The organism is Microbacterium meiriae (assembly GCF_032364335.1).
Lineage (GTDB): Bacteria > Actinomycetota > Actinomycetes > Actinomycetales > Microbacteriaceae > Microbacterium > Microbacterium meiriae.
This window is the reverse complement of the sequence record NZ_CP133984.1, coordinates 2,390,540-2,406,000: the sequence shown is the minus strand read 5'-3', so window position 1 is coordinate 2,406,000 and position 15,461 is coordinate 2,390,540. Positions and strand designations below refer to the sequence as shown.

The window sequence follows — 15,461 nt, the reverse complement described above, 5'->3', positions numbered from 1 at the left end:
GTGGTCGTGACGGGTGTGGCTGGTGTCTACTGGTGTGATGAGGACGATCTGGAAGGGCGCCCTGACGTTCGGGCTGGTGAACGTGCCGGTCAAGGTGTACTCGGCGACCGAGGACCACGATGTGCCGCTGCATCAGGTGCATGAGAAGGACGGCGGTCGCATCCGCTACCAGCGCACGTGCGAGGTGTGCGGCGAGACGGTGGCCTACTCCGACATCGATCGCGCCTACGTCGACGACGGGCAGACCGTCGTGCTCACCAAGGACGACCTCGCGGCGCTGCCGGCGGAGAAGAGCCGCGAGATCGATGTCGTGGAGTTCGTGCCCTCCGACCAGGTCGATCCGCTCACCCTCGACAAGCCGTACTACCTGGAGCCGGACTCGAAGTCTCCCAAGGCGTACGTGCTGCTGCGCAAGACCCTCGAGCAGACCGACCGCACCGCGATCGTGCGGTTCACGCTGCGTCAGAAGACACGGCTCGCCGCGCTGCGCGTGCGGGGCAAGGTCCTCGTGCTGCAGACACTGCTCTGGTCGGACGAGGTCCGAGAGGCGGAGTTCCCGTCGCTCGACGAGGACGTGCGGATCTCGAAGAAGGAGCTGGAGTTGTCCTCGTCGCTCGTGGACAGCTACTCGGCCGACTTCGACCCCGAGGAGTTCGTCGACGAGTACCAGAAGGAGCTCCGTACCCTCATCGACGCGAAGATCGAGGCCGGGGAGACGTTCGACGTGGCGGAGACTTTCGGCGGCGATGCCGAGAAGGCGGCCGACGGCGGCGAGGTCATCGACCTGATGGAGGCGCTGCGCGCCAGCGTCGCCCGCTCCAAGGAGAAGCGCTCCAAGAACGCGGGCTGATCCGCGGCCGGGTCAGTGCTTCCCGTCGCCGTCCAGGTCGGGGGCGCGATCGAACACGTCGGCGTCGAGGACGAGCTCCTCGGCCTCCTCGTGATCGGTCACGACGTCCTCTCCTGCGGCCGCGGCCTTCTTGGCCTTGTGGCGCTCGGAGAAGTAATGCCACAGGGTGACGAGCGCGGTGCCGCCGACGGCGATGAGCAGGATGATGTCGATGTACTCGACGACGAGGTGGCGGATCCACGGGATGTAGGCGATGAGGTAGCCGACCATCGTGAGTCCGAAGCCCCAGATCATCGCCCCGATGAAGTTGTAGAGCGAGTAGCGCCGCCACGGCATGTGGCCAACACCCGCCGCGACCGGGGCGAACGTGCGCACGATCGGCACGAAGCGCGCGAGGATCACGGTGAGGCCGCCGAAGCGCTCGAAGAACGCGTTGGTGCGCTCGACGTTCTTGCGGCTGAAGAGGCCGGACTCCTTGCGTTCGAACACGGCAGGACCACCCTTGTGGCCGATGACGTAGCCGACCTCGCCGCCGATGAACGCGGAGAGCGCGATGAGGAGCGAGACGACCCAGATGTTCACGCCGAAGACGTTGCTCGTGTGGGTCAGCAGGCCCGCGATGATGAGCAGAGTGTCACCGGGGAGGAGGAAGCCGACCAGCAGACCCGTCTCGGCGAAGATGATGAAGCAGACCACGAGGAGCGCCCACGGACCCGCCGCCCCGATGATCGTCTGCGGATCGAGCCACGGGATGAGCGCGGTAGGGACGTGCAGCATGCTTTCGAGCACTGGCGGGATTCCCGTCGGTCGTGAGGTGTCGGCGGTGGAGCGATGCGGGCGCCGAAGCACCCGTCGTGCGGAAGGTGGGACTTGAACCCACACGCCCTGGGGGCACAGGAACCTAAATCCTGCGTGTCTGCCAATTCCACCACTCCCGCGCGGTGGCTTCAGTCTACTGACCCGCGCCCCGTTCGACCCTGGGGATCGTCCCGCAGTTCCGCGCCGTCACGCCGAGCGGCGACGCTCCAGCCCGGACGACGGCGACGAGGACTCCGGCCGCAAGAGCCCCGAGTCCTCCCATGGCCATGTCGCCGATGGTGTCTTCGTAGGTGACGAAGATCTCGTCGGTGACGAAGGTGCGGCCCGCCCACTCGATCATCTCCCACAGGGCGCTCGCCGCGAGCCCGATCACGGTGCAGAGCACGAGGGGGATGCGGGCGCGGAACGCCGTGGACTCCTGCGCCGTGACGATGTCGAGGCGGGAGAGCACGAGGTAGCCGGTGGCGGCGAGGGCTCCCGTGCAGACGAAGTGCACGACGAGGTCCCACCCGGTGAGCGTGCGGTACAGGTCGAACACGTTGCTCGCGGCGGCGACGAGAACGATCAGGCCGATGGCGAGATCGATGCCGCCGCGCATGCCGAGGACGCGGGGGAGCATGAGGGCGGGGAGGGCGAGTGCGAGGATGCCCGCGTCGGTCGGGGTCGACCAGATCGCCGCGACGAGGACGCTGAGGACGCCGATCACCCGAACGGCGTCGGCACCGTACTCCGCGATGGAGTGCGGTGGGCGGAGGAAGTCCTCCTTCATGCGGTCTCCTCGGGTGGGATGACGGCGGGGGCGAGGTCGATCAGGGCCTGCACGGGGAGATGATCCGACGGCCAGCCCCCTCCATACTGCCGGGCGTTGGTGCCCGCCCGGCGCACGGGCAGCGCGGGGGAGGTGAGGATGCCGTCGATGCGCCGTCCGCGCCGGGGCGGACGGTAGCCGGCGAATGTGCGCCAGGCCGGTGTGCGGCGGGAGACGGCCGCCGTCCACGAGTCGCGGAGGACGTCGTCGGCTTCGAGGGCGCGCCACGGTGCCGTGCCGGCGGCGGCGTTGAAATCCCCGAGGAGGACGACGGGGCTCTCCGCTGCGGCGGCGACATCGTGCACCGCCTGCGCTTGACGGAGCCGGGCCCACGGCGAGAACGCGTCGAGGTGGGTGTTGAGCACGGTGAGGGCGGCGCCGGTGCGGCGGTCGCGGAAGGACGCCTCCACCACCACCCGCGGGGAGACGCTCAGCCAGGAGCGGGAACCGGGGCGGTCGGGGGTGCGGGAGAGCGCGACCTGTCGCCAGCCGCCCAGTTCCAGTCGGTCGGCGTCGTAGAAGAGCGGACAACCCTCGCTGCGGGGTCCGGCGAGGCGGCCGTGGCCGACGCGGTGGAACGACGGGCCGAGCGCGGCGGAGACCTCGGCAGCCTGCGCGGGCAGGGCCTCCTGTACGCCGAGGATGTCCGGCCGCTCCGCGCGGAGGAGCGCGGTGAGCCGGGGACGTCGAACCGACCAGCGGTCGGCGGGCGGCCAGGCGAGCGCGCCGAGGTCGCGGCGGATGTTGAGGGTCATGACGTGCAGCTCGGTGGTGGACGGCGATCCGAGGAGCGGCGCGGTCATCGGCGGGCTCCCGGCGCGGGGACTCCGAGGCGGTGCAGCACCCGGCGCAGCGCGAGCCGCACCCAGCGCACCGGAGGGAAGTCCTCGGGCCAGTGCACGAGGACGGTGCGAGCGCCGATCCAGGAGCGGCGGGCGAAGGAGCGTCCGCTGCCGAACGGGCGCATGGAGATGCCCATGTCGGTGTGCAGGAGCCAGCGGATGCGGTGGCGCTCGCCGACATGGAAGGCGAGGTCGAGGTCGTCGTGGAGCTCGGCGTCATCGCGGTGCACCCGGTCCCGGACGGAGAGCCAGGCCGAGCGGCGCAGGGCGAGATTCGATCCGAACAGCGGCGCGTGGCCCAGGGCGGAGCCGCACACGACGACGTAGGAAAGGAGGTAGGCCGCCGCGAGGGGCCTCCGCAGGAACCGGGGGCCGTCGACGAAGTGCGCCCCGCCCGTCCAGGCGCCGACCCGCGGATCGCGTGTGCACGCGGTCGCCATCGTCTCGACCCACCGCGGCCCCGGTACCCCGTCAGCGTCGAGCCGCAGGATCACGTCGCCCGTCGCCGCGTCGTAGCCGGTCGCGCTCGCCGCGGGGATGCCCGGGGTGTCGCACCGCACGACCCGCGCGCCGTGCCGGGCGGCCACCGCGGCCGAATCGTCGGTCGAGGCGTTGTCCACGACGATGATCTCGTCGGGCGGGAGTGTCTGCCGGGCGAGGGCGCGGAGGCACCGCCGCAGTTCCGCCGCATCGTCCTTGACCGGGATGACCACGCTCAGGGTCGGTTCGGGGGCGGCCGGTGTGGCGCGGTGCACGTCGTCTCCTCGCAGGTCTGCTCCTCAGCCTAGGGAGCGCGACGACGGGCGACGTACCGGTTGACACCGGGGCCGGCGGCTCGCTACGGCGGCGTCAGGACGAGCCATCGATGCAGACGGCCTGCCCCTCGACGAACGTGTCGATCGCAGTCCGGCGGAGTGCCTGCTCGCGGTCGGGGTCCGCGGTGTCGCCGTTCTGGACGCCGACGCGGTAGTCGTAGAGCGCGCGCAGGTCGTCGCTCACCGCCGTCGCTGCTTCCTGCACCTCGCCGTCGACGTCGAGATCGGCGTACTCGTCGGCGAGCTCCTTCAGGCGCTCGGTCTGCTCCGGGCTCGGCGTGCCGCCCACCGTGTCCTGGTCGAAGAAGGCCTCGAACTCCGTGTCGACGGCGGCCACGCTCTGGCACTGCAGGAGATCGGGACCATTGGTGCAGCCGGACAGGAGGAGAACGCCGAGGAGCCCGAACGAGACAGTGAACCGCTTCATGCCTGCACCGTATCGGGTGCCGGACCGCCTCCGTTCGGAGGCCGCGCACGGGGTGTGGATAACTCCGCGGGCCGGGAGCTGATCGTTGCGAGGATGCAGGGATGGAGCAGCCCGCGTCGATCATCGCCGACCTCGTTCGGCGTCGGCTGCGGACCGAGGGTGTGGATCCGGCGATCGACCCAGAGCGGGCGCGGGAGGTTACAAGGGCGGAGGTGCGGCGCCACGACGATCGGGCTCTCGCGCGGGGCGGCGTGCTCGTTGAGGACGAGGCGGCGTGCGTGCGGGACGTGCTCGCGGCGGTGAGTGGATTCGGCGCTCTGCAGCCCCTGCTCGACGACCCCGGCATCGAGGAGGTGTGGATCAACGGAGACGGGGCCGTGCATACGGCGCGGGGTGGCATCGCGGAGAGGACGGCGCTACGGCTCGACGAGGCGACCGTGCGGGATCTGGTGGAGCGGATGCTGCAGGCGACGGGGCGGCGCGTGGACATAGGGCAGCCGTTCGTCGATGCCTCGCTGCCGGACGGTTCGCGGCTGCACGTGGCGATCGCCGATGTCGTCCGCGGGTCGTGGGTGGTCAACATCCGCAAGTTCCTTCCCGGGCACCGCTCGCTCGACGCGCTGACGGCGCAGGGCGCGCTGACTCCTGATGCCGCGCATGCCCTGGGTGAGGCGATGCGGGCAGGTGCGTCCGTGATCGTGTCCGGGGCGACCCATGCGGGAAAGACGACCATGCTCGGGGCGTTGCTGGCCGCCTGCGCGGCGGACCAGCGCATCATCACGGTCGAGGAGACATTCGAGCTCGCGGTGGACGGTCCTGATGTGGTCGCGCTGCAGGGGCGCCAGCCCAGCCTCGAAGGCACGGGTGAGATCACGCTGCGACGATTGGTGAAGGAAGCCTTGCGGATGCGACCGGATCGCCTCGTGGTGGGAGAGGTGCGCGATGCGGAGGCCCTCGACCTCATGCTGGCACTCAACACCGGCGTCCCCGGCGCCTGCACTGTCCACGCCAACTCCGCTGCGGAGGCGCTCGACAAGCTGTGCCTGCTGCCGCTCCTCGCCGGGCGGAACATCGACCGCGGCTTCGTCGCTCCGGCGATCGCGTCGTCGGTCGATCTCGTCGTCCACTGTGCGCGGGATGCGGCAGGCCGACGATACGTCGAGGAGATCGTCGCCCCGACGGGTGAAGTGGTCCAGGGACGGGTGCTCAGCACTCCGGTCTTCGGCGCCGCCGCACACCGGCCGCCGCGGTCGACCTCGGTCGGTTCGGGGGTCCTCGCATGACGATCCTCCTCGGCGCGACGCTTGCGGCCGGCGTGCTCCTGACCCTGTCGCCATGGCTGTGGCCGACGGGAGAGCGCTCCACCTCCACGCCGCACCGCGGACGCCTGGTGCGTCTGGCGGGTGAGGCGGGGTTCCCGTCCCTGCAGACCCGCTCCCTCGTGATCGGCATCGCCGGCGCCGCCCTCGGTGCGGCGTCCCTCGTCTGGCTCGTCACGGCGAGTGCCGCGCTCGCGGTCCTCGCCGGGATCGCCGGCGGGACTGCGCCGATCGCCTACCTGCGCGGCCGACGACTGCGGCTGCGGCGTCTGCGCCGGCAACTCTGGCCCGATGTCTGTGACCTGCTGATCGCCGCGATCCGCGTCGGCCTGTCGCTTCCGGATGCGGTGGCCACCCTCGCCGAGTCGGCGCCCCCGGCGCTCCGCCCCGCATTCGGCGTGTTCGCCCGAGACCTGCGGAGCAGCGGACGGTTCGACGCGAGTCTCGACCGGTTGAAGGTCGTCCTCGCCGATCCGCTCGGGGATCGGATCATCGAGACGCTGCGGATGGCGCGGCAGGTCGGCGGCACCGAGCTCATCGGCGTGCTGCGGGCGTTGTCCTCATCCGTCCGTGCTGACGCGGCGCTCCGCGGCGAGGTCGAGGCGCGGCAGTCGTGGATCCGGGGAGCCGCCGTCCTCGGAGCCGTGGCGCCGTGGGTCATCCTCACCCTCCTGATCCTCCGTCCGGAGGGGGCGAAGGCGTACAGCACACCGGAGGGCATCGTCGTGATCGTCGTGGGCGCGGTCGTGTCGGTCGTCGCGTTCCGCCTCATGATCCGGATCGGTCGGCTGCCCGAGCCCCGTCGGTGGTTCGGGTGAGCGGGCTCTCCGCGCTGGCCGTGGCCGTGCTGCTCGGCGGCGGCTTCGCGGCGGGGGTCCTGGCGCTTCTCTCCGGCCTGCCGCGGTGGCGCGCTGCGTCCCTCGCTTCACGGATCGCGCCGTACATCCGCGACGTCGTCGACGATGACGTGCTGCCGCGGGAGGCTCTTCCCCGGGCCGGCGCGTTGCCTGCCGGTGGATTCCGCCTGGGAACCCTCGGTGGGGAGATGATCGACCGCGTCCTCGGCGGGAGCGAGGGACTCCGACGACGACTCACGCAGGCGGGCTCGCCCCTCGATCCCGTCGCCTTCCGTGGACGCCAGCTCGCCTCAGGTGTGGTCGCGCTCGTCTGCGGAGCGCTCGCCGTCATCGTCCTCGTGCTGATCGGTCGGTGGTCCGTTCCCGTCGGTGCCATCCCGCTCCTGGCGGGAGCGGCGGGCGCCGTCGGCTACGACATGCGACTCTCGGCGCGGGTGCGGGCACGGAAGGTGCGCCTCACCGAGGAGTTGCCGACGACCCTGGAGTTCCTGGCCCTCTGCCTCTCTGCGGGCGAGGGCTTCCTCGACGCCGTGAAGCGCGTGGCCGGCGTGGGGTCGGGGGAGCTCACGGTCGAGCTGCGTCGCGTGATCGTGGAGGTCGGGACGGGGTCGTCCCTCGCCGACGCGCTGGCCGCCATGGCGGGTCGGCTGGAGCTTCCGGGGCTGACCCGAGCCGCGGACCAGATCGTCGCCGCGCTCGAGCACGGCGCACCCCTCGCCGCGGTGCTGCGCGCGCAGGCCGATGACACCAGGGAGGAGGCCAAGCGCACGCTCATCGAGCAGGCCGGACGGAAGGAGATCTTCATGCTCCTGCCGTTGGTCTTCCTCATCCTGCCGTTGTCCGTCGTGTTCGCGATCTACCCGGGCCTGTTCATCCTGCGGCTCGGCATCGGATGAGTGGTCGTCGGGGGAAGCCGTGGGGGCTTACCTTTTGTCTATGGGAAGTCTCGAGTACAACAGCTCTCGTCCGCCGATCGAGGTCGACGACACCGTGCTGGCGCATCTGAAGATCGTGATCTCCACGAAGCTCCGTCGCCAGGAGAGCTTCATGATGACGTGGCCGTCGGGGAAGAAGAGCCCTGGCCGACTGTCCGCGTGGATGCACCCGGCGATCCCGCTGGTGCTCGAGTTCGACGCCGAGCCGCCGCCGGCGATCGATCCGGCCCGGGTCAGTCACATGATGGAGCGGCTGAACGCCCGCGGTGAGCTCGTCATCGACGAGTTCACCTCCTGATCCCACGGCGGCTCTCCGCGGCGCTCAGACGTCCCAATCCGGCAGTCCGCCGAGGTCTGCGGCGAGGCTCCCCTCGTCGGAGGCCTTGACCTGGAAGAGGAAAACCCGCGAGGTCGGGTGGACGAGCACGCTCGCCAGGCCGTCCGACGTGGCGAACGAGACGAAGGTGGGTTCAGCGCGCGCGGCGGCCTCGATCCTCTCTCGGAGGGCGGCGACATCGGTGCCGCGAGGCAGGGGATAGGTGAGCCCGTCGATCTCGACTCTGGCCCGCATCTCATCGTCAGGTCCAGGGCGCATGCGTGACAGGCTATCCCTCGTCGGGACGACCGGACCCGGGGTTGTGCGATTCGCGTGACGGGAGTACAGGGTCTCGCCGCTTCGCCCTCCGCGCGCCGATGACGATGACGATGACGGCGACGAGGACCACCACGCCGACGACGATCGCGATCAGCACCGGAATCGACGGCAGCAGGGGGTTGGGCTCCATGAGGCAGGAGCCTATTGCGTTCTCGGCGGTTTCCGATAGGCAGTGACGCAGTCCGCCCGGATGCACGGTCTCGGCGTGAGCGGCCTTACCTCGAGATCCACCTCACCCCGTCGATGTCGGGCGGCAACCGAGTTGCAGCGTTCGTCTCGAGCTCTTCTACCAGGGGAATGAGGACTTCCCAGAGCGCCCAATGCTGTGGTGTTCCCGTTTCTCCTGGTGTCTTGTTATTACTGCGCATATGGGCCGGAAGTGGCGTACGCCAACCGAAGCGCGACCCAGCGGAGTCTGTAACCTGCAATGTCAACGACTCGCCGTCGGCTTCCAGACGCGTCAACTCGAGTTCCGCCGGCACCACGATCGTCCCGTGCGCCTTATCCCATTCTTCGCGGACCGCTGAGAGAAAGGTCTCTGCATTCACGTCGCTACACATGCGTAATGTGCCCTTCATCCCGCAACGTTAATGACCCACTGGGGGCACACCGTGACGCCCATACAGTATGCCGTGATAAGTCCCTTTTGCTTGCCGTCGCTCATGCGCGCGTTCTCGATCACCACCTTCACCGTCATCGAGCGCTTCGGCTTGCAGGAACCGATCCAGCACTCCCATTCGATCGCGTCCGTCAAGTAAATGGTGGAGGTGCCTTGAGTGACGCGGCCGCCGGTCGGCCTCGGGAACTTTGTCGTTTTCTTGATCATGTTGAGGTTGACATGATGCTTGTTCTGAACCTTGGTGAGACCCCATGTGGTTCCATTGCCCGCGCGAGCAACGATCGGCTTTGCAATGTTATCGGTCCACGTCGAGACGATCCGATAGGCCGTGTCACCCGCGGCCATCGCTGCGCGGTCTTTTGGCGACCCACTCGGCATCTTGCTCGAGTCGTAAGGGGCAGCCAATGGAGCGTCCGAAGCCTCGAGGGATTCCACCTCGGCGATCTGGGCTTCTACGTCGGTTTGCGCGGCCGTGCCAGCGCTGTCTGTCGGCACGAAGCCAAATGTAGTGATCGTCGTCCGCTCGGACTCGTCGGGTGCTTGAGCCGCTGCCGGCGCGACTCCTGTTCCCAGCATCGCAACGATAGCAACTAACGCCATCCCTGCACGCCATTCACACATTTCCGAACCCCCATCATCGCTAAATGGCTCGCACCTGCGGGCCAGCGTCACAGTAACCTCGGAGTGATCAGGTGTCTGTCCCCTTTTTGGGGGACACAAGACACAAGATGAGCCACAGTAGGTGGCAGTCCATGAGGATCTGTCGGCGAGCACGTCATCGCGTCCGGCTGCGGACGTGTGGTCCCTCCGTGGCTAGACGGGCTTCGGCATGGCGCGAGGTGCACGTGAATAACACGGATTCGCTTGGTGACTTCTGGCACGATCTGGCAGGCCGGCTCCGGCTCGGACAAAGACCGCCTCGCACTGGTGTCGCCGCGTGAGGGCCGAGCCACTCGCACAGCCCTGTGGATAACGTCCGCGCCGCGGCAGGTCTTCGATGCACACTGGCCGCATGATCTCTCGTGCGCGCTCGATGCTCCGTGCCTTCCACGACGACGAACGGGGAGACGTCCCGGGCTGGGTGCTCGTCACCCTGATGACCGCGGGCCTCGTTGTGCTCATCTGGGCGGTCGCCGGGCCCGCGCTCACCTCCCTCTTCGAGCAGGCCATCCAGCGGGTGTCGGGGCTCTGACATGCGTGCGCCTGCGGGGATGACGGATGACCGCGGATCGAACCCGGTGGAGTTCCTGCTCGTCGGCACCCTTCTCACCGCGCTGACCCTCGCTGTGCTGCAGCTGGCGTTCGCGATCTACGTGCGCAACGTCGTCCACGATGCGGCCGTCGAAGGCGCGTACTACGCGGCGCTCGCCGACACGACCGCTAAGGAGGGGGAGGAGCGGGCGCGCGAGGTCATCCGTCGCGCGATCGGCCCCTCCTACGCCGACGACATCACGGTCGCCTCGGCGCGGCGAGAGGGACAGGAGACCGTCGAGGTCCGCATCCGGACGACCCTCCCGGTGTTCGGCCTCATCGGTGTCCCGGCGGCCCTGCAGGTCGAAGCCTCCGCACCGGCGGAGTCGTTCGATGCGCGATGACGCGGGATCGAGCTCGCTGGAGTTCATCACTGTCGGGGTGATCCTGCTCGTGCCGCTGCTGTACCTCGTGATCGCCGTGGGTTCGGTGCAGGAGCAGTCGCTCGGCGTCGAGGCCGCGGCGCGGCAGGCCGCACGTGCCATCGCCTCGGCACCCGACGTCGCAGGGGCCGCAGCCCGCGGGGAGCAGGTGCTGGACGGGATCGTCGCGGAGTACGGCATCGATCGCGGAGCGGTCGACGTCGCGGTGTCGTGTCGCCCCCGGGCATCGGCCTGTCCGGCGGCGGGAGCGACGGTGGTCGTCACGGTCTCGACGCGCGTGCCGCTGCCGCTCGTGCCGGGAGTGCTCGGACTCGACCAGGCGACGTCCGTCCCCGTGGAAGCCGTGTCGGTGCAGAAGGTCTCCCGACGCTGGAGCGGCGGATGAGCCGGCGCACGCGCGACGCGGACAAGGACGGAAGGGGCGACGACGAGGGGAGCGTGCTGCTCCTCGTCCTCGGCTACCTGATCCTCGCGCTCGCCGTGCTGTCCGTGTGTGTCTGCGCCACCGACCTCTACCTCACCCAGAAGCGCCTGGACGGGCTCGCGGATGCGGCGGCGCTCGCCGGAGCGGACGGCTTCACGCTGCAGGTGGAGGGGGAGGTGCCGCGTGCGACGCTCACCGACGCGAGGGTGGCCGAGCAGGCGGGGCCGCTCGTCCGTGACGCGGGGTTCGAGGCGACCGTCGTCGGCGCGGGCACCCCGGACGGCGTGAGCGCGCGCGTCACCGTCGCAGCGATCTGGCATCCGCCGCTGCTCTCGCCGTTCGTGCCCGACGGGGTGCCGCTGCAGGCGTCCGCGACGAGCCGCACGGCGCTGCGCTAGCGACCGGGCGGTCAGTCCTCGGACGGGTCCGGCGTGCTCGGCGGCGTCCGGGGGACGAACCGGGGGATCCAGCGGAGGAACCCGGCGGCGCCGACGAGTCCGATCAGACCCATGGCCCCGGCCGCGAACGACAGGGAGGCGACCGCGGTGATGCCCGAGACGAGGAGCGGGGCGACCGCGCCGCCGGCGTCGGTCAGCGTGCGCCACGACCCGAGGAACGCGGCGGGGTCGTGCTTCGGGGCGACATCCGCGCCGAGGGTGAGGAGGATGCCGCTGGACAGCCCGTTGCCGACGCCGAGGACCGCGGCGAACATACCGAACCAGAGCACCGCGGAGTCGACGTCGTGCGTGACCGACAGGGCGAGGAACCCGGCACCCATCAGCACCATCGCGGGCATGGCCGCCCAGAGCCGGCCGAAGCGGTCCATCACCTGGCCGCTGGCGTAGAAGAGGGCGAAGTCGATGGCTCCGGAAACGCCGACGACGAGGGCGATGGTCGAGGCGTCGAGGCCCAGCGAGAGTCCCCACAGCGGGAGGACGACCTGTCGCGCCGACCGCACCGCCGAGAGCGAGGCCGCGGCGAGTCCGAGCCGCCCGAGCACTCCGCGCTGGCGCCACATCGTCTGGAAGATCCCGACCCGCTCGATGGTCGGGATCGACCCGCTCACGGCCTCGCCGCTGTCCTCTGCGAACCGGACGGTCGTCCGCAGCGGGGCGACGGTCTTCTCCGGATCCGGTCCGAAGAGCACGAGCACGACCATCACCACGAGGCAACCGAGGAAAAACCAGATCGCCGCAGCCTCCGTGCCGAAGAGCTGCAGGAGACCTGCGGAGACGAACGGGCCGATGAAGATGCCCAGGCGGAAGCTGCCGCCCAGCAGGGAGAGCGAGCGGGCGCGGAACGTCAGCGGCACCCGCGTGGTCATGAACGCGTGCCGGGCCAGCCCGAAGGCGGCTGCGCACAGGCCGAGGAGGAACACCGACGCCGCGAGGACCCCGAGTGACGGCGCGAAGACCATGCCGACGGCAGCGAGGATGGCGATGACGCCCGCGATCACCATCGTGAAGCGCTCGCCGATGCGCCCTACGGCCCACCCGGCCGGGAGGTTCCCGCAGAGCTGGCCGACCACGAGCGCCGAGGCGACGAGGGCCGCGAAGGCGACGTCGGCACCCATCGACGCGGCGATGACCGGGATGAGCGGGATGACCGCACCTTCGCCGAGGGAGAAGAGGACGGTCGGCAGGTACACCATCGGGCCGAACTGGCGGAGGACCGTGGATGCACTGCTCACGTCCCTCACGGTACTCCGGTCGGCGCGAAGGGCCGGACACGCCCGTCCCCGCGCGCGCGGGCGGCACGTTAGGCTGAGGTGTCATGCTCGAACTAGATCTCTCCGCCGAAATCCAGGCGCTCAGGCACACCTTCGGCGACATCAGCGAGGTCGTCGATGTCAACCGTCTCCGCGAGGACATCGCGCGTCTCAGCGAGGAGGCCGGCGCGCCCGACCTCTGGGACGACACCGAGAACGCCCAGAAGGTCACCAGCGCCCTGAGCCACCGCCAGTCGGAGCTGGCCCGTATCACCGGCATCGCCCAGCGGCTCGACGACCTCGAGGTCCTCGTCGACCTCGCGAACGAGATGGGCGACGAGGAGTCGGCGATCGAGGCGCGCAAGGAGCTGCAGACGCTCACCGACCTCATCAACCAGCTCGAGGTGCAGACGCTGCTCGACGGAGAGTACGACGAGCGCAGCGCGATCGTCACCATCCGCTCCGGCGCCGGCGGCGACGACGCCACCGACTTCGCCGAGATGCTCATGCGCATGTACCTGCGCTGGGCGGAGCGCCACAAGTACCCCGTGAAGGTCATGGACACCTCCTACGCGGAGGGGGCCGGCATCAAGTCGGCGACCTTCGAGATCGACGCGCCCTACGCCTTCGGCACCATCTCCGTCGAGGCCGGCACGCACCGCCTCGCGCGCATCAGCCCGTTCGGCTCGGCCGACAAGCGCCAGACGTCGTTCGCCGCCGTCGAGGTCATCCCGCTCATGGAGGAGGCGACCGAGGTCGACATCCCCGAGAACGACATCCGGGTCGACGTCTTCCGCTCCTCCGGCCCCGGCGGCCAGTCCGTCAACACGACCGACTCCGCCGTGCGCATCACCCACCTGCCGACCGGCATCGTCGTGTCGATGCAGAACGAGAAGTCGCAGATCCAGAACCGTGCTGCGGCCATGCGGGTGCTGCAGAACCGCCTCCTCCTGCTGCAGAAGGAGCAGGAGGCCGCCAAGAAGAAGGAGCTCGCGGGCAACATCACCGCGAGCTGGGGCGACCAGATGCGCTCCTACTTCCTCTACGGCCAGCAGCTCGTCAAGGACCTGCGCACGGGCCAGGAGTCCGGCAACCCGGCCGCCGTGTTCGACGGCGACCTCGATGACTTCATCTCCGCGGGCATCCGCTGGCGCAAGCGCAAAGACGAGGACTGACCTGCACGACGACGAAGGCCCCGGGAGCTCCCGGGGCCTTCGTCGTGCGGTGCGGAAGGGTCAGCGTGCCGACGCCTCGACGGTCACGCGGGCGACCTCCTGCAGCATCTCGTCCGTGATGACGACCACGTAGGACGGGCTCTCGGCGACGTCGAACGACACCGTGCCCTCCACCGTCGAACCGGCTTCCTGCTCGCTGGACTCGAGCGTCGCATCGCCGAAGATGTCGTAGTCGCCCTCGGCGCCGTCGGCCGTCTCCACGGAGAAGTAGAGCGGGTTGACGTAGGTCGTCCCGTCGAGCGTCTCCCAGGCGAGGTCGATCACGAGGTAACCGCCGTTGCTGGCCTCGAAGTCCGAGCCGTTGGTCGGGCCGAACGTGGCCGAGCGGATCGTGACCTCGGCGGTGCCCTCCAGCTGCGGCACGGTGACCGGCTCGCCGAGCGTGCCCTCGGCGACCTCGCCCGTGCCCGCGTCGCCGGTGTCATCGGTCTCCGGTGCTGGGCTCTGGCTCGTGCCCTCGTCGTAGTCGGGAAGCGTGACAGGGCGCACGGTGTTCGCGACGGACACCACGAAGATGATGCTCACGACGATCGCGACGATCCCGCCGAGCACCGAGACCCCGAGGCCGGTGATCCCCGGCCACTTGGTGCCCTTCAGGAACAGGGAGATGAGCGAGACGATGAACCCGGCCGCCAGGAGGAACCAGGCGAACGGGAGCGTCAGAGGGATGAACGCGAGGATGAGGCCGAGCGCGGCGATCCCGAGACCGACGAGGCCGAGCACCGACATCTTCTTCGGGCCGTCGGTGGCCGGTGCCTGGCCCGGATAGGCGGCCTGTCCGGGGTACGCGCCCTGCCCGGGGTACGCGCCCTGTCCGCCCGGTACCTGTCCCGGGTAGCCGCCGCCACTCTGCGAGCCCGGGTACGCACCCTGCGCCGGGTATCCGCCCTGGCCCTGATACGCGTTCTGGTCGGGGGGGAACGGTGCCGCGGGGGGATAGGCCGCCGTGCCGCCGTCGGTACCGACCGGAGGGACGATCGGTGCCGCGCCGGGGAGATCGTGCGCGCCGCTGGCGGGCGCCGTCCAGTCCTGCGCGGGCTCGGGAGCGACGATGAAGTCGGTCGCGGGCTCGTCCGGAGCGATCTCCCGTTCGGCGGCGACGGGTTCGGGTGTGGAGGGCTCCGCTGCGGCGGTCGGTTCCTCCGCCGGGGGAGCGCCGTCGGAAGTCGCCGCGGAGGCGCTCTCCGCGGAAGTGCTGTCCGCGCCCGCGTCCTCAGCCGCCGCAGCGGTGGTGTCCTCGGGCGTCGCGGTGGTCTCCGGCGCGAAGTGTTCGGTCCACTGCTGGCCGTCCCACCAGCGCAGGCGCCCGGAACCGTCGTCGTACCAGCCGGCAGGTGTCGTCATGGGGGTCCCCTCCGTGTGTGCGCTCGCGTGGTGGACGCGAATCGACACTCCATGTATAGCAGCGGGCGCGGACCTCGGTGGGCCGACGGGGGAGGAGGAAGAGCGGCACGGCGTGCCGCGCGGCGGGGTGTCGTGCCGGGGCGACGCCCGTGCCGCGCTTAGGCTCGAAT

General features: G+C 69.9%; 20 protein-coding genes and 1 tRNA gene. 10 read left to right on the top strand and 11 right to left on the bottom strand.

The genetic code is table 11. The features are described from left to right. Positions 1 to 37: 37 nt before the first annotated feature. Positions 38 to 850, top strand: a complete 813-nt coding sequence (gene ku, locus RI211_RS11615; RefSeq protein WP_187661912.1) for a non-homologous end joining protein Ku — start codon at positions 38 to 40, stop codon at positions 848 to 850. Between the two features lie 12 nt (positions 851 to 862). Here the strand turns inward: ku and RI211_RS11610 are convergent, their stop codons facing one another. The 6 genes from RI211_RS11610 to RI211_RS11585 all read right to left on the bottom strand — a co-directional run bounded on the left by RI211_RS11610 (position 863) and on the right by RI211_RS11585 (position 4,561). Beyond that, a complete protein-coding gene (locus RI211_RS11610) occupies positions 863 to 1,627 on the bottom strand; it encodes a DedA family protein (protein WP_315637989.1) in 765 nt (254 codons plus the stop codon). Between the two features lie 78 nt (positions 1,628 to 1,705). Beyond that, positions 1,706 to 1,788 (bottom strand) — tRNA-Leu (locus tag RI211_RS11605). Positions 1,789 to 1,802: 14 nt separating this feature from the next. After that, positions 1,803 to 2,438: a DUF2238 domain-containing protein gene (locus RI211_RS11600; protein WP_315637990.1), complete on the bottom strand. Its 636-nt coding sequence runs from the start codon at positions 2,436 to 2,438 to the stop codon at positions 1,803 to 1,805. Then, a complete protein-coding gene (locus tag RI211_RS11595) occupies positions 2,435 to 3,280 on the bottom strand; it encodes an endonuclease/exonuclease/phosphatase family protein (RefSeq protein ID WP_315637991.1) in 846 nt (281 codons plus the stop codon). Before RI211_RS11595 ends, RI211_RS11600 begins: the two co-directional genes overlap by 4 nt. Continuing rightward, on the bottom strand, positions 3,277 to 4,074 hold the full coding sequence (locus RI211_RS11590) for a glycosyltransferase family 2 protein (RefSeq protein WP_315637992.1): 798 nt from the start codon (positions 4,072 to 4,074) through the stop codon (positions 3,277 to 3,279). Before RI211_RS11590 ends, RI211_RS11595 begins: the two co-directional genes overlap by 4 nt. Positions 4,075 to 4,168: 94 nt before the next feature. Next, positions 4,169 to 4,561, bottom strand: coding sequence for a hypothetical protein (locus tag RI211_RS11585; RefSeq protein WP_315637993.1), 393 nt, complete (start codon positions 4,559 to 4,561; stop codon positions 4,169 to 4,171). A 101-nt stretch (positions 4,562 to 4,662) separates the two neighbouring features. On the opposite strand from RI211_RS11585, the gene RI211_RS11580 reads away from it, so the two are divergent. The 4 genes from RI211_RS11580 to RI211_RS11565 are packed head-to-tail and all read left to right on the top strand — an operon-like array spanning position 4,663 to position 7,970. Further along, the gene (locus RI211_RS11580) at positions 4,663 to 5,844 is read left to right on the top strand and encodes a TadA family conjugal transfer-associated ATPase (protein ID WP_315637994.1); all 1,182 of its coding nucleotides are present in this window, start codon (positions 4,663 to 4,665) and stop codon (positions 5,842 to 5,844) included. Next, on the top strand, positions 5,841 to 6,698 hold the full coding sequence (locus RI211_RS11575; protein ID WP_259954194.1) for a type II secretion system F family protein: 858 nt from the start codon (positions 5,841 to 5,843) through the stop codon (positions 6,696 to 6,698). The genes RI211_RS11580 and RI211_RS11575 overlap by 4 nt, the downstream gene beginning before the upstream one ends. After that, positions 6,695 to 7,633, top strand: coding sequence for a type II secretion system F family protein (locus RI211_RS11570; protein ID WP_315637995.1), 939 nt, complete (start codon positions 6,695 to 6,697; stop codon positions 7,631 to 7,633). Before RI211_RS11575 ends, RI211_RS11570 begins: the two co-directional genes overlap by 4 nt. Before the next feature lie 40 nt (positions 7,634 to 7,673). Further along, positions 7,674 to 7,970, top strand: a complete 297-nt coding sequence (locus RI211_RS11565; protein WP_187661902.1) for a DUF7882 family protein — start codon at positions 7,674 to 7,676, stop codon at positions 7,968 to 7,970. Positions 7,971 to 7,994: 24 nt separating this feature from the next. Here the strand turns inward: RI211_RS11565 and RI211_RS11560 are convergent, their stop codons facing one another. The 3 genes from RI211_RS11560 to RI211_RS11550 form a co-directional block, all read right to left on the bottom strand. After that, the gene (locus tag RI211_RS11560; protein WP_315637996.1) at positions 7,995 to 8,267 is read right to left on the bottom strand and encodes a hypothetical protein; all 273 of its coding nucleotides are present in this window, start codon (positions 8,265 to 8,267) and stop codon (positions 7,995 to 7,997) included. A gap of 10 nt (positions 8,268 to 8,277) precedes the next feature. Next, positions 8,278 to 8,457 carry a hypothetical protein gene (locus RI211_RS11555; protein WP_315637997.1) on the bottom strand — a complete coding sequence of 60 codons (180 nt, stop codon included), beginning with the start codon at positions 8,455 to 8,457 and terminating at the stop codon, positions 8,278 to 8,280. 444 nt (positions 8,458 to 8,901) lie between these two features. Beyond that, complete coding sequence (locus RI211_RS11550) at positions 8,902 to 9,546, bottom strand: hypothetical protein (RefSeq protein WP_315637998.1); 645 nt, start codon at positions 9,544 to 9,546, stop codon at positions 8,902 to 8,904. A 412-nt stretch (positions 9,547 to 9,958) separates the two neighbouring features. On the opposite strand from RI211_RS11550, the gene RI211_RS11545 reads away from it, so the two are divergent. The 4 genes from RI211_RS11545 to RI211_RS11530 are packed head-to-tail and all read left to right on the top strand — an operon-like array spanning position 9,959 to position 11,402. Next, positions 9,959 to 10,138, top strand: coding sequence for a hypothetical protein (locus RI211_RS11545; protein ID WP_075245484.1), 180 nt, complete (start codon positions 9,959 to 9,961; stop codon positions 10,136 to 10,138). A gap of 19 nt (positions 10,139 to 10,157) precedes the next feature. Continuing rightward, positions 10,158 to 10,541: a TadE/TadG family type IV pilus assembly protein gene (locus RI211_RS11540; protein ID WP_315637999.1), complete on the top strand. Its 384-nt coding sequence runs from the start codon at positions 10,158 to 10,160 to the stop codon at positions 10,539 to 10,541. After that, positions 10,531 to 10,965, top strand: coding sequence for a TadE family protein (locus RI211_RS11535; RefSeq protein ID WP_268776853.1), 435 nt, complete (start codon positions 10,531 to 10,533; stop codon positions 10,963 to 10,965). Before RI211_RS11540 ends, RI211_RS11535 begins: the two co-directional genes overlap by 11 nt. Continuing rightward, a complete protein-coding gene (locus tag RI211_RS11530) occupies positions 10,962 to 11,402 on the top strand; it encodes a pilus assembly protein TadG-related protein (protein ID WP_268776854.1) in 441 nt (146 codons plus the stop codon). The genes RI211_RS11535 and RI211_RS11530 overlap by 4 nt, the downstream gene beginning before the upstream one ends. Positions 11,403 to 11,413: 11 nt before the next feature. On the opposite strand, the gene RI211_RS11525 is transcribed toward RI211_RS11530, so the two are convergent. After that, positions 11,414 to 12,655: an MFS transporter gene (locus RI211_RS11525; RefSeq protein ID WP_315638024.1), complete on the bottom strand. Its 1,242-nt coding sequence runs from the start codon at positions 12,653 to 12,655 to the stop codon at positions 11,414 to 11,416. A 122-nt stretch (positions 12,656 to 12,777) separates the two neighbouring features. On the opposite strand from RI211_RS11525, the gene prfB reads away from it, so the two are divergent. Beyond that, positions 12,778 to 13,887 (top strand): peptide chain release factor 2, encoded by a 1,110-nt coding sequence (gene prfB, locus RI211_RS11520; protein ID WP_187661893.1) that lies wholly within the window; start codon positions 12,778 to 12,780, stop codon positions 13,885 to 13,887. A gap of 60 nt (positions 13,888 to 13,947) precedes the next feature. Here prfB and RI211_RS11515 read toward each other — a convergent pair whose 3' ends face one another. After that, positions 13,948 to 15,291 (bottom strand): DUF2510 domain-containing protein, encoded by a 1,344-nt coding sequence (locus tag RI211_RS11515; RefSeq protein WP_315638000.1) that lies wholly within the window; start codon positions 15,289 to 15,291, stop codon positions 13,948 to 13,950. Between the last annotated feature and the right edge of the window lie 170 nt (positions 15,292 to 15,461).

What these genes read in the sequence shown, in the direction of transcription:
- RI211_RS11550 (WP_315637998.1), bottom strand. Translation starts at nt 9,546, where the DNA reads ATGGCGTTAGTTGCTATCGTTGCGATGCTGGGAACAGGAGTCGCGCCG.
- RI211_RS11555 (WP_315637997.1), bottom strand. Translation starts at nt 8,457, where the DNA reads ATGGAGCCCAACCCCCTGCTGCCGTCGATTCCGGTGCTGATCGCGATC.
- RI211_RS11535 (WP_268776853.1), top strand. Translation starts at nt 10,531, where the DNA reads ATGCGCGATGACGCGGGATCGAGCTCGCTGGAGTTCATCACTGTCGGG.
- RI211_RS11595 (WP_315637991.1), bottom strand. Translation starts at nt 3,280, where the DNA reads ATGACCGCGCCGCTCCTCGGATCGCCGTCCACCACCGAGCTGCACGTC.
- RI211_RS11580 (WP_315637994.1), top strand. Translation starts at nt 4,663, where the DNA reads ATGGAGCAGCCCGCGTCGATCATCGCCGACCTCGTTCGGCGTCGGCTG.
- RI211_RS11545 (WP_075245484.1), top strand. Translation starts at nt 9,959, where the DNA reads ATGATCTCTCGTGCGCGCTCGATGCTCCGTGCCTTCCACGACGACGAA.
- RI211_RS11540 (WP_315637999.1), top strand. Translation starts at nt 10,158, where the DNA reads ATGACGGATGACCGCGGATCGAACCCGGTGGAGTTCCTGCTCGTCGGC.
- RI211_RS11560 (WP_315637996.1), bottom strand. Translation starts at nt 8,267, where the DNA reads ATGCGCCCTGGACCTGACGATGAGATGCGGGCCAGAGTCGAGATCGAC.
- prfB (WP_187661893.1), top strand. Translation starts at nt 12,778, where the DNA reads ATGCTCGAACTAGATCTCTCCGCCGAAATCCAGGCGCTCAGGCACACC.
- RI211_RS11525 (WP_315638024.1), bottom strand. Translation starts at nt 12,655, where the DNA reads ATGGTGTACCTGCCGACCGTCCTCTTCTCCCTCGGCGAAGGTGCGGTC.
- RI211_RS11610 (WP_315637989.1), bottom strand. Translation starts at nt 1,627, where the DNA reads ATGCTGCACGTCCCTACCGCGCTCATCCCGTGGCTCGATCCGCAGACG.
- RI211_RS11575 (WP_259954194.1), top strand. Translation starts at nt 5,841, where the DNA reads ATGACGATCCTCCTCGGCGCGACGCTTGCGGCCGGCGTGCTCCTGACC.
- RI211_RS11565 (WP_187661902.1), top strand. Translation starts at nt 7,674, where the DNA reads ATGGGAAGTCTCGAGTACAACAGCTCTCGTCCGCCGATCGAGGTCGAC.
- ku (WP_187661912.1), top strand. Translation starts at nt 38, where the DNA reads ATGAGGACGATCTGGAAGGGCGCCCTGACGTTCGGGCTGGTGAACGTG.
- RI211_RS11585 (WP_315637993.1), bottom strand. Translation starts at nt 4,561, where the DNA reads ATGAAGCGGTTCACTGTCTCGTTCGGGCTCCTCGGCGTTCTCCTCCTG.
- RI211_RS11515 (WP_315638000.1), bottom strand. Translation starts at nt 15,291, where the DNA reads ATGACGACACCTGCCGGCTGGTACGACGACGGTTCCGGGCGCCTGCGC.
- RI211_RS11530 (WP_268776854.1), top strand. Translation starts at nt 10,962, where the DNA reads ATGAGCCGGCGCACGCGCGACGCGGACAAGGACGGAAGGGGCGACGAC.
- RI211_RS11600 (WP_315637990.1), bottom strand. Translation starts at nt 2,438, where the DNA reads ATGAAGGAGGACTTCCTCCGCCCACCGCACTCCATCGCGGAGTACGGT.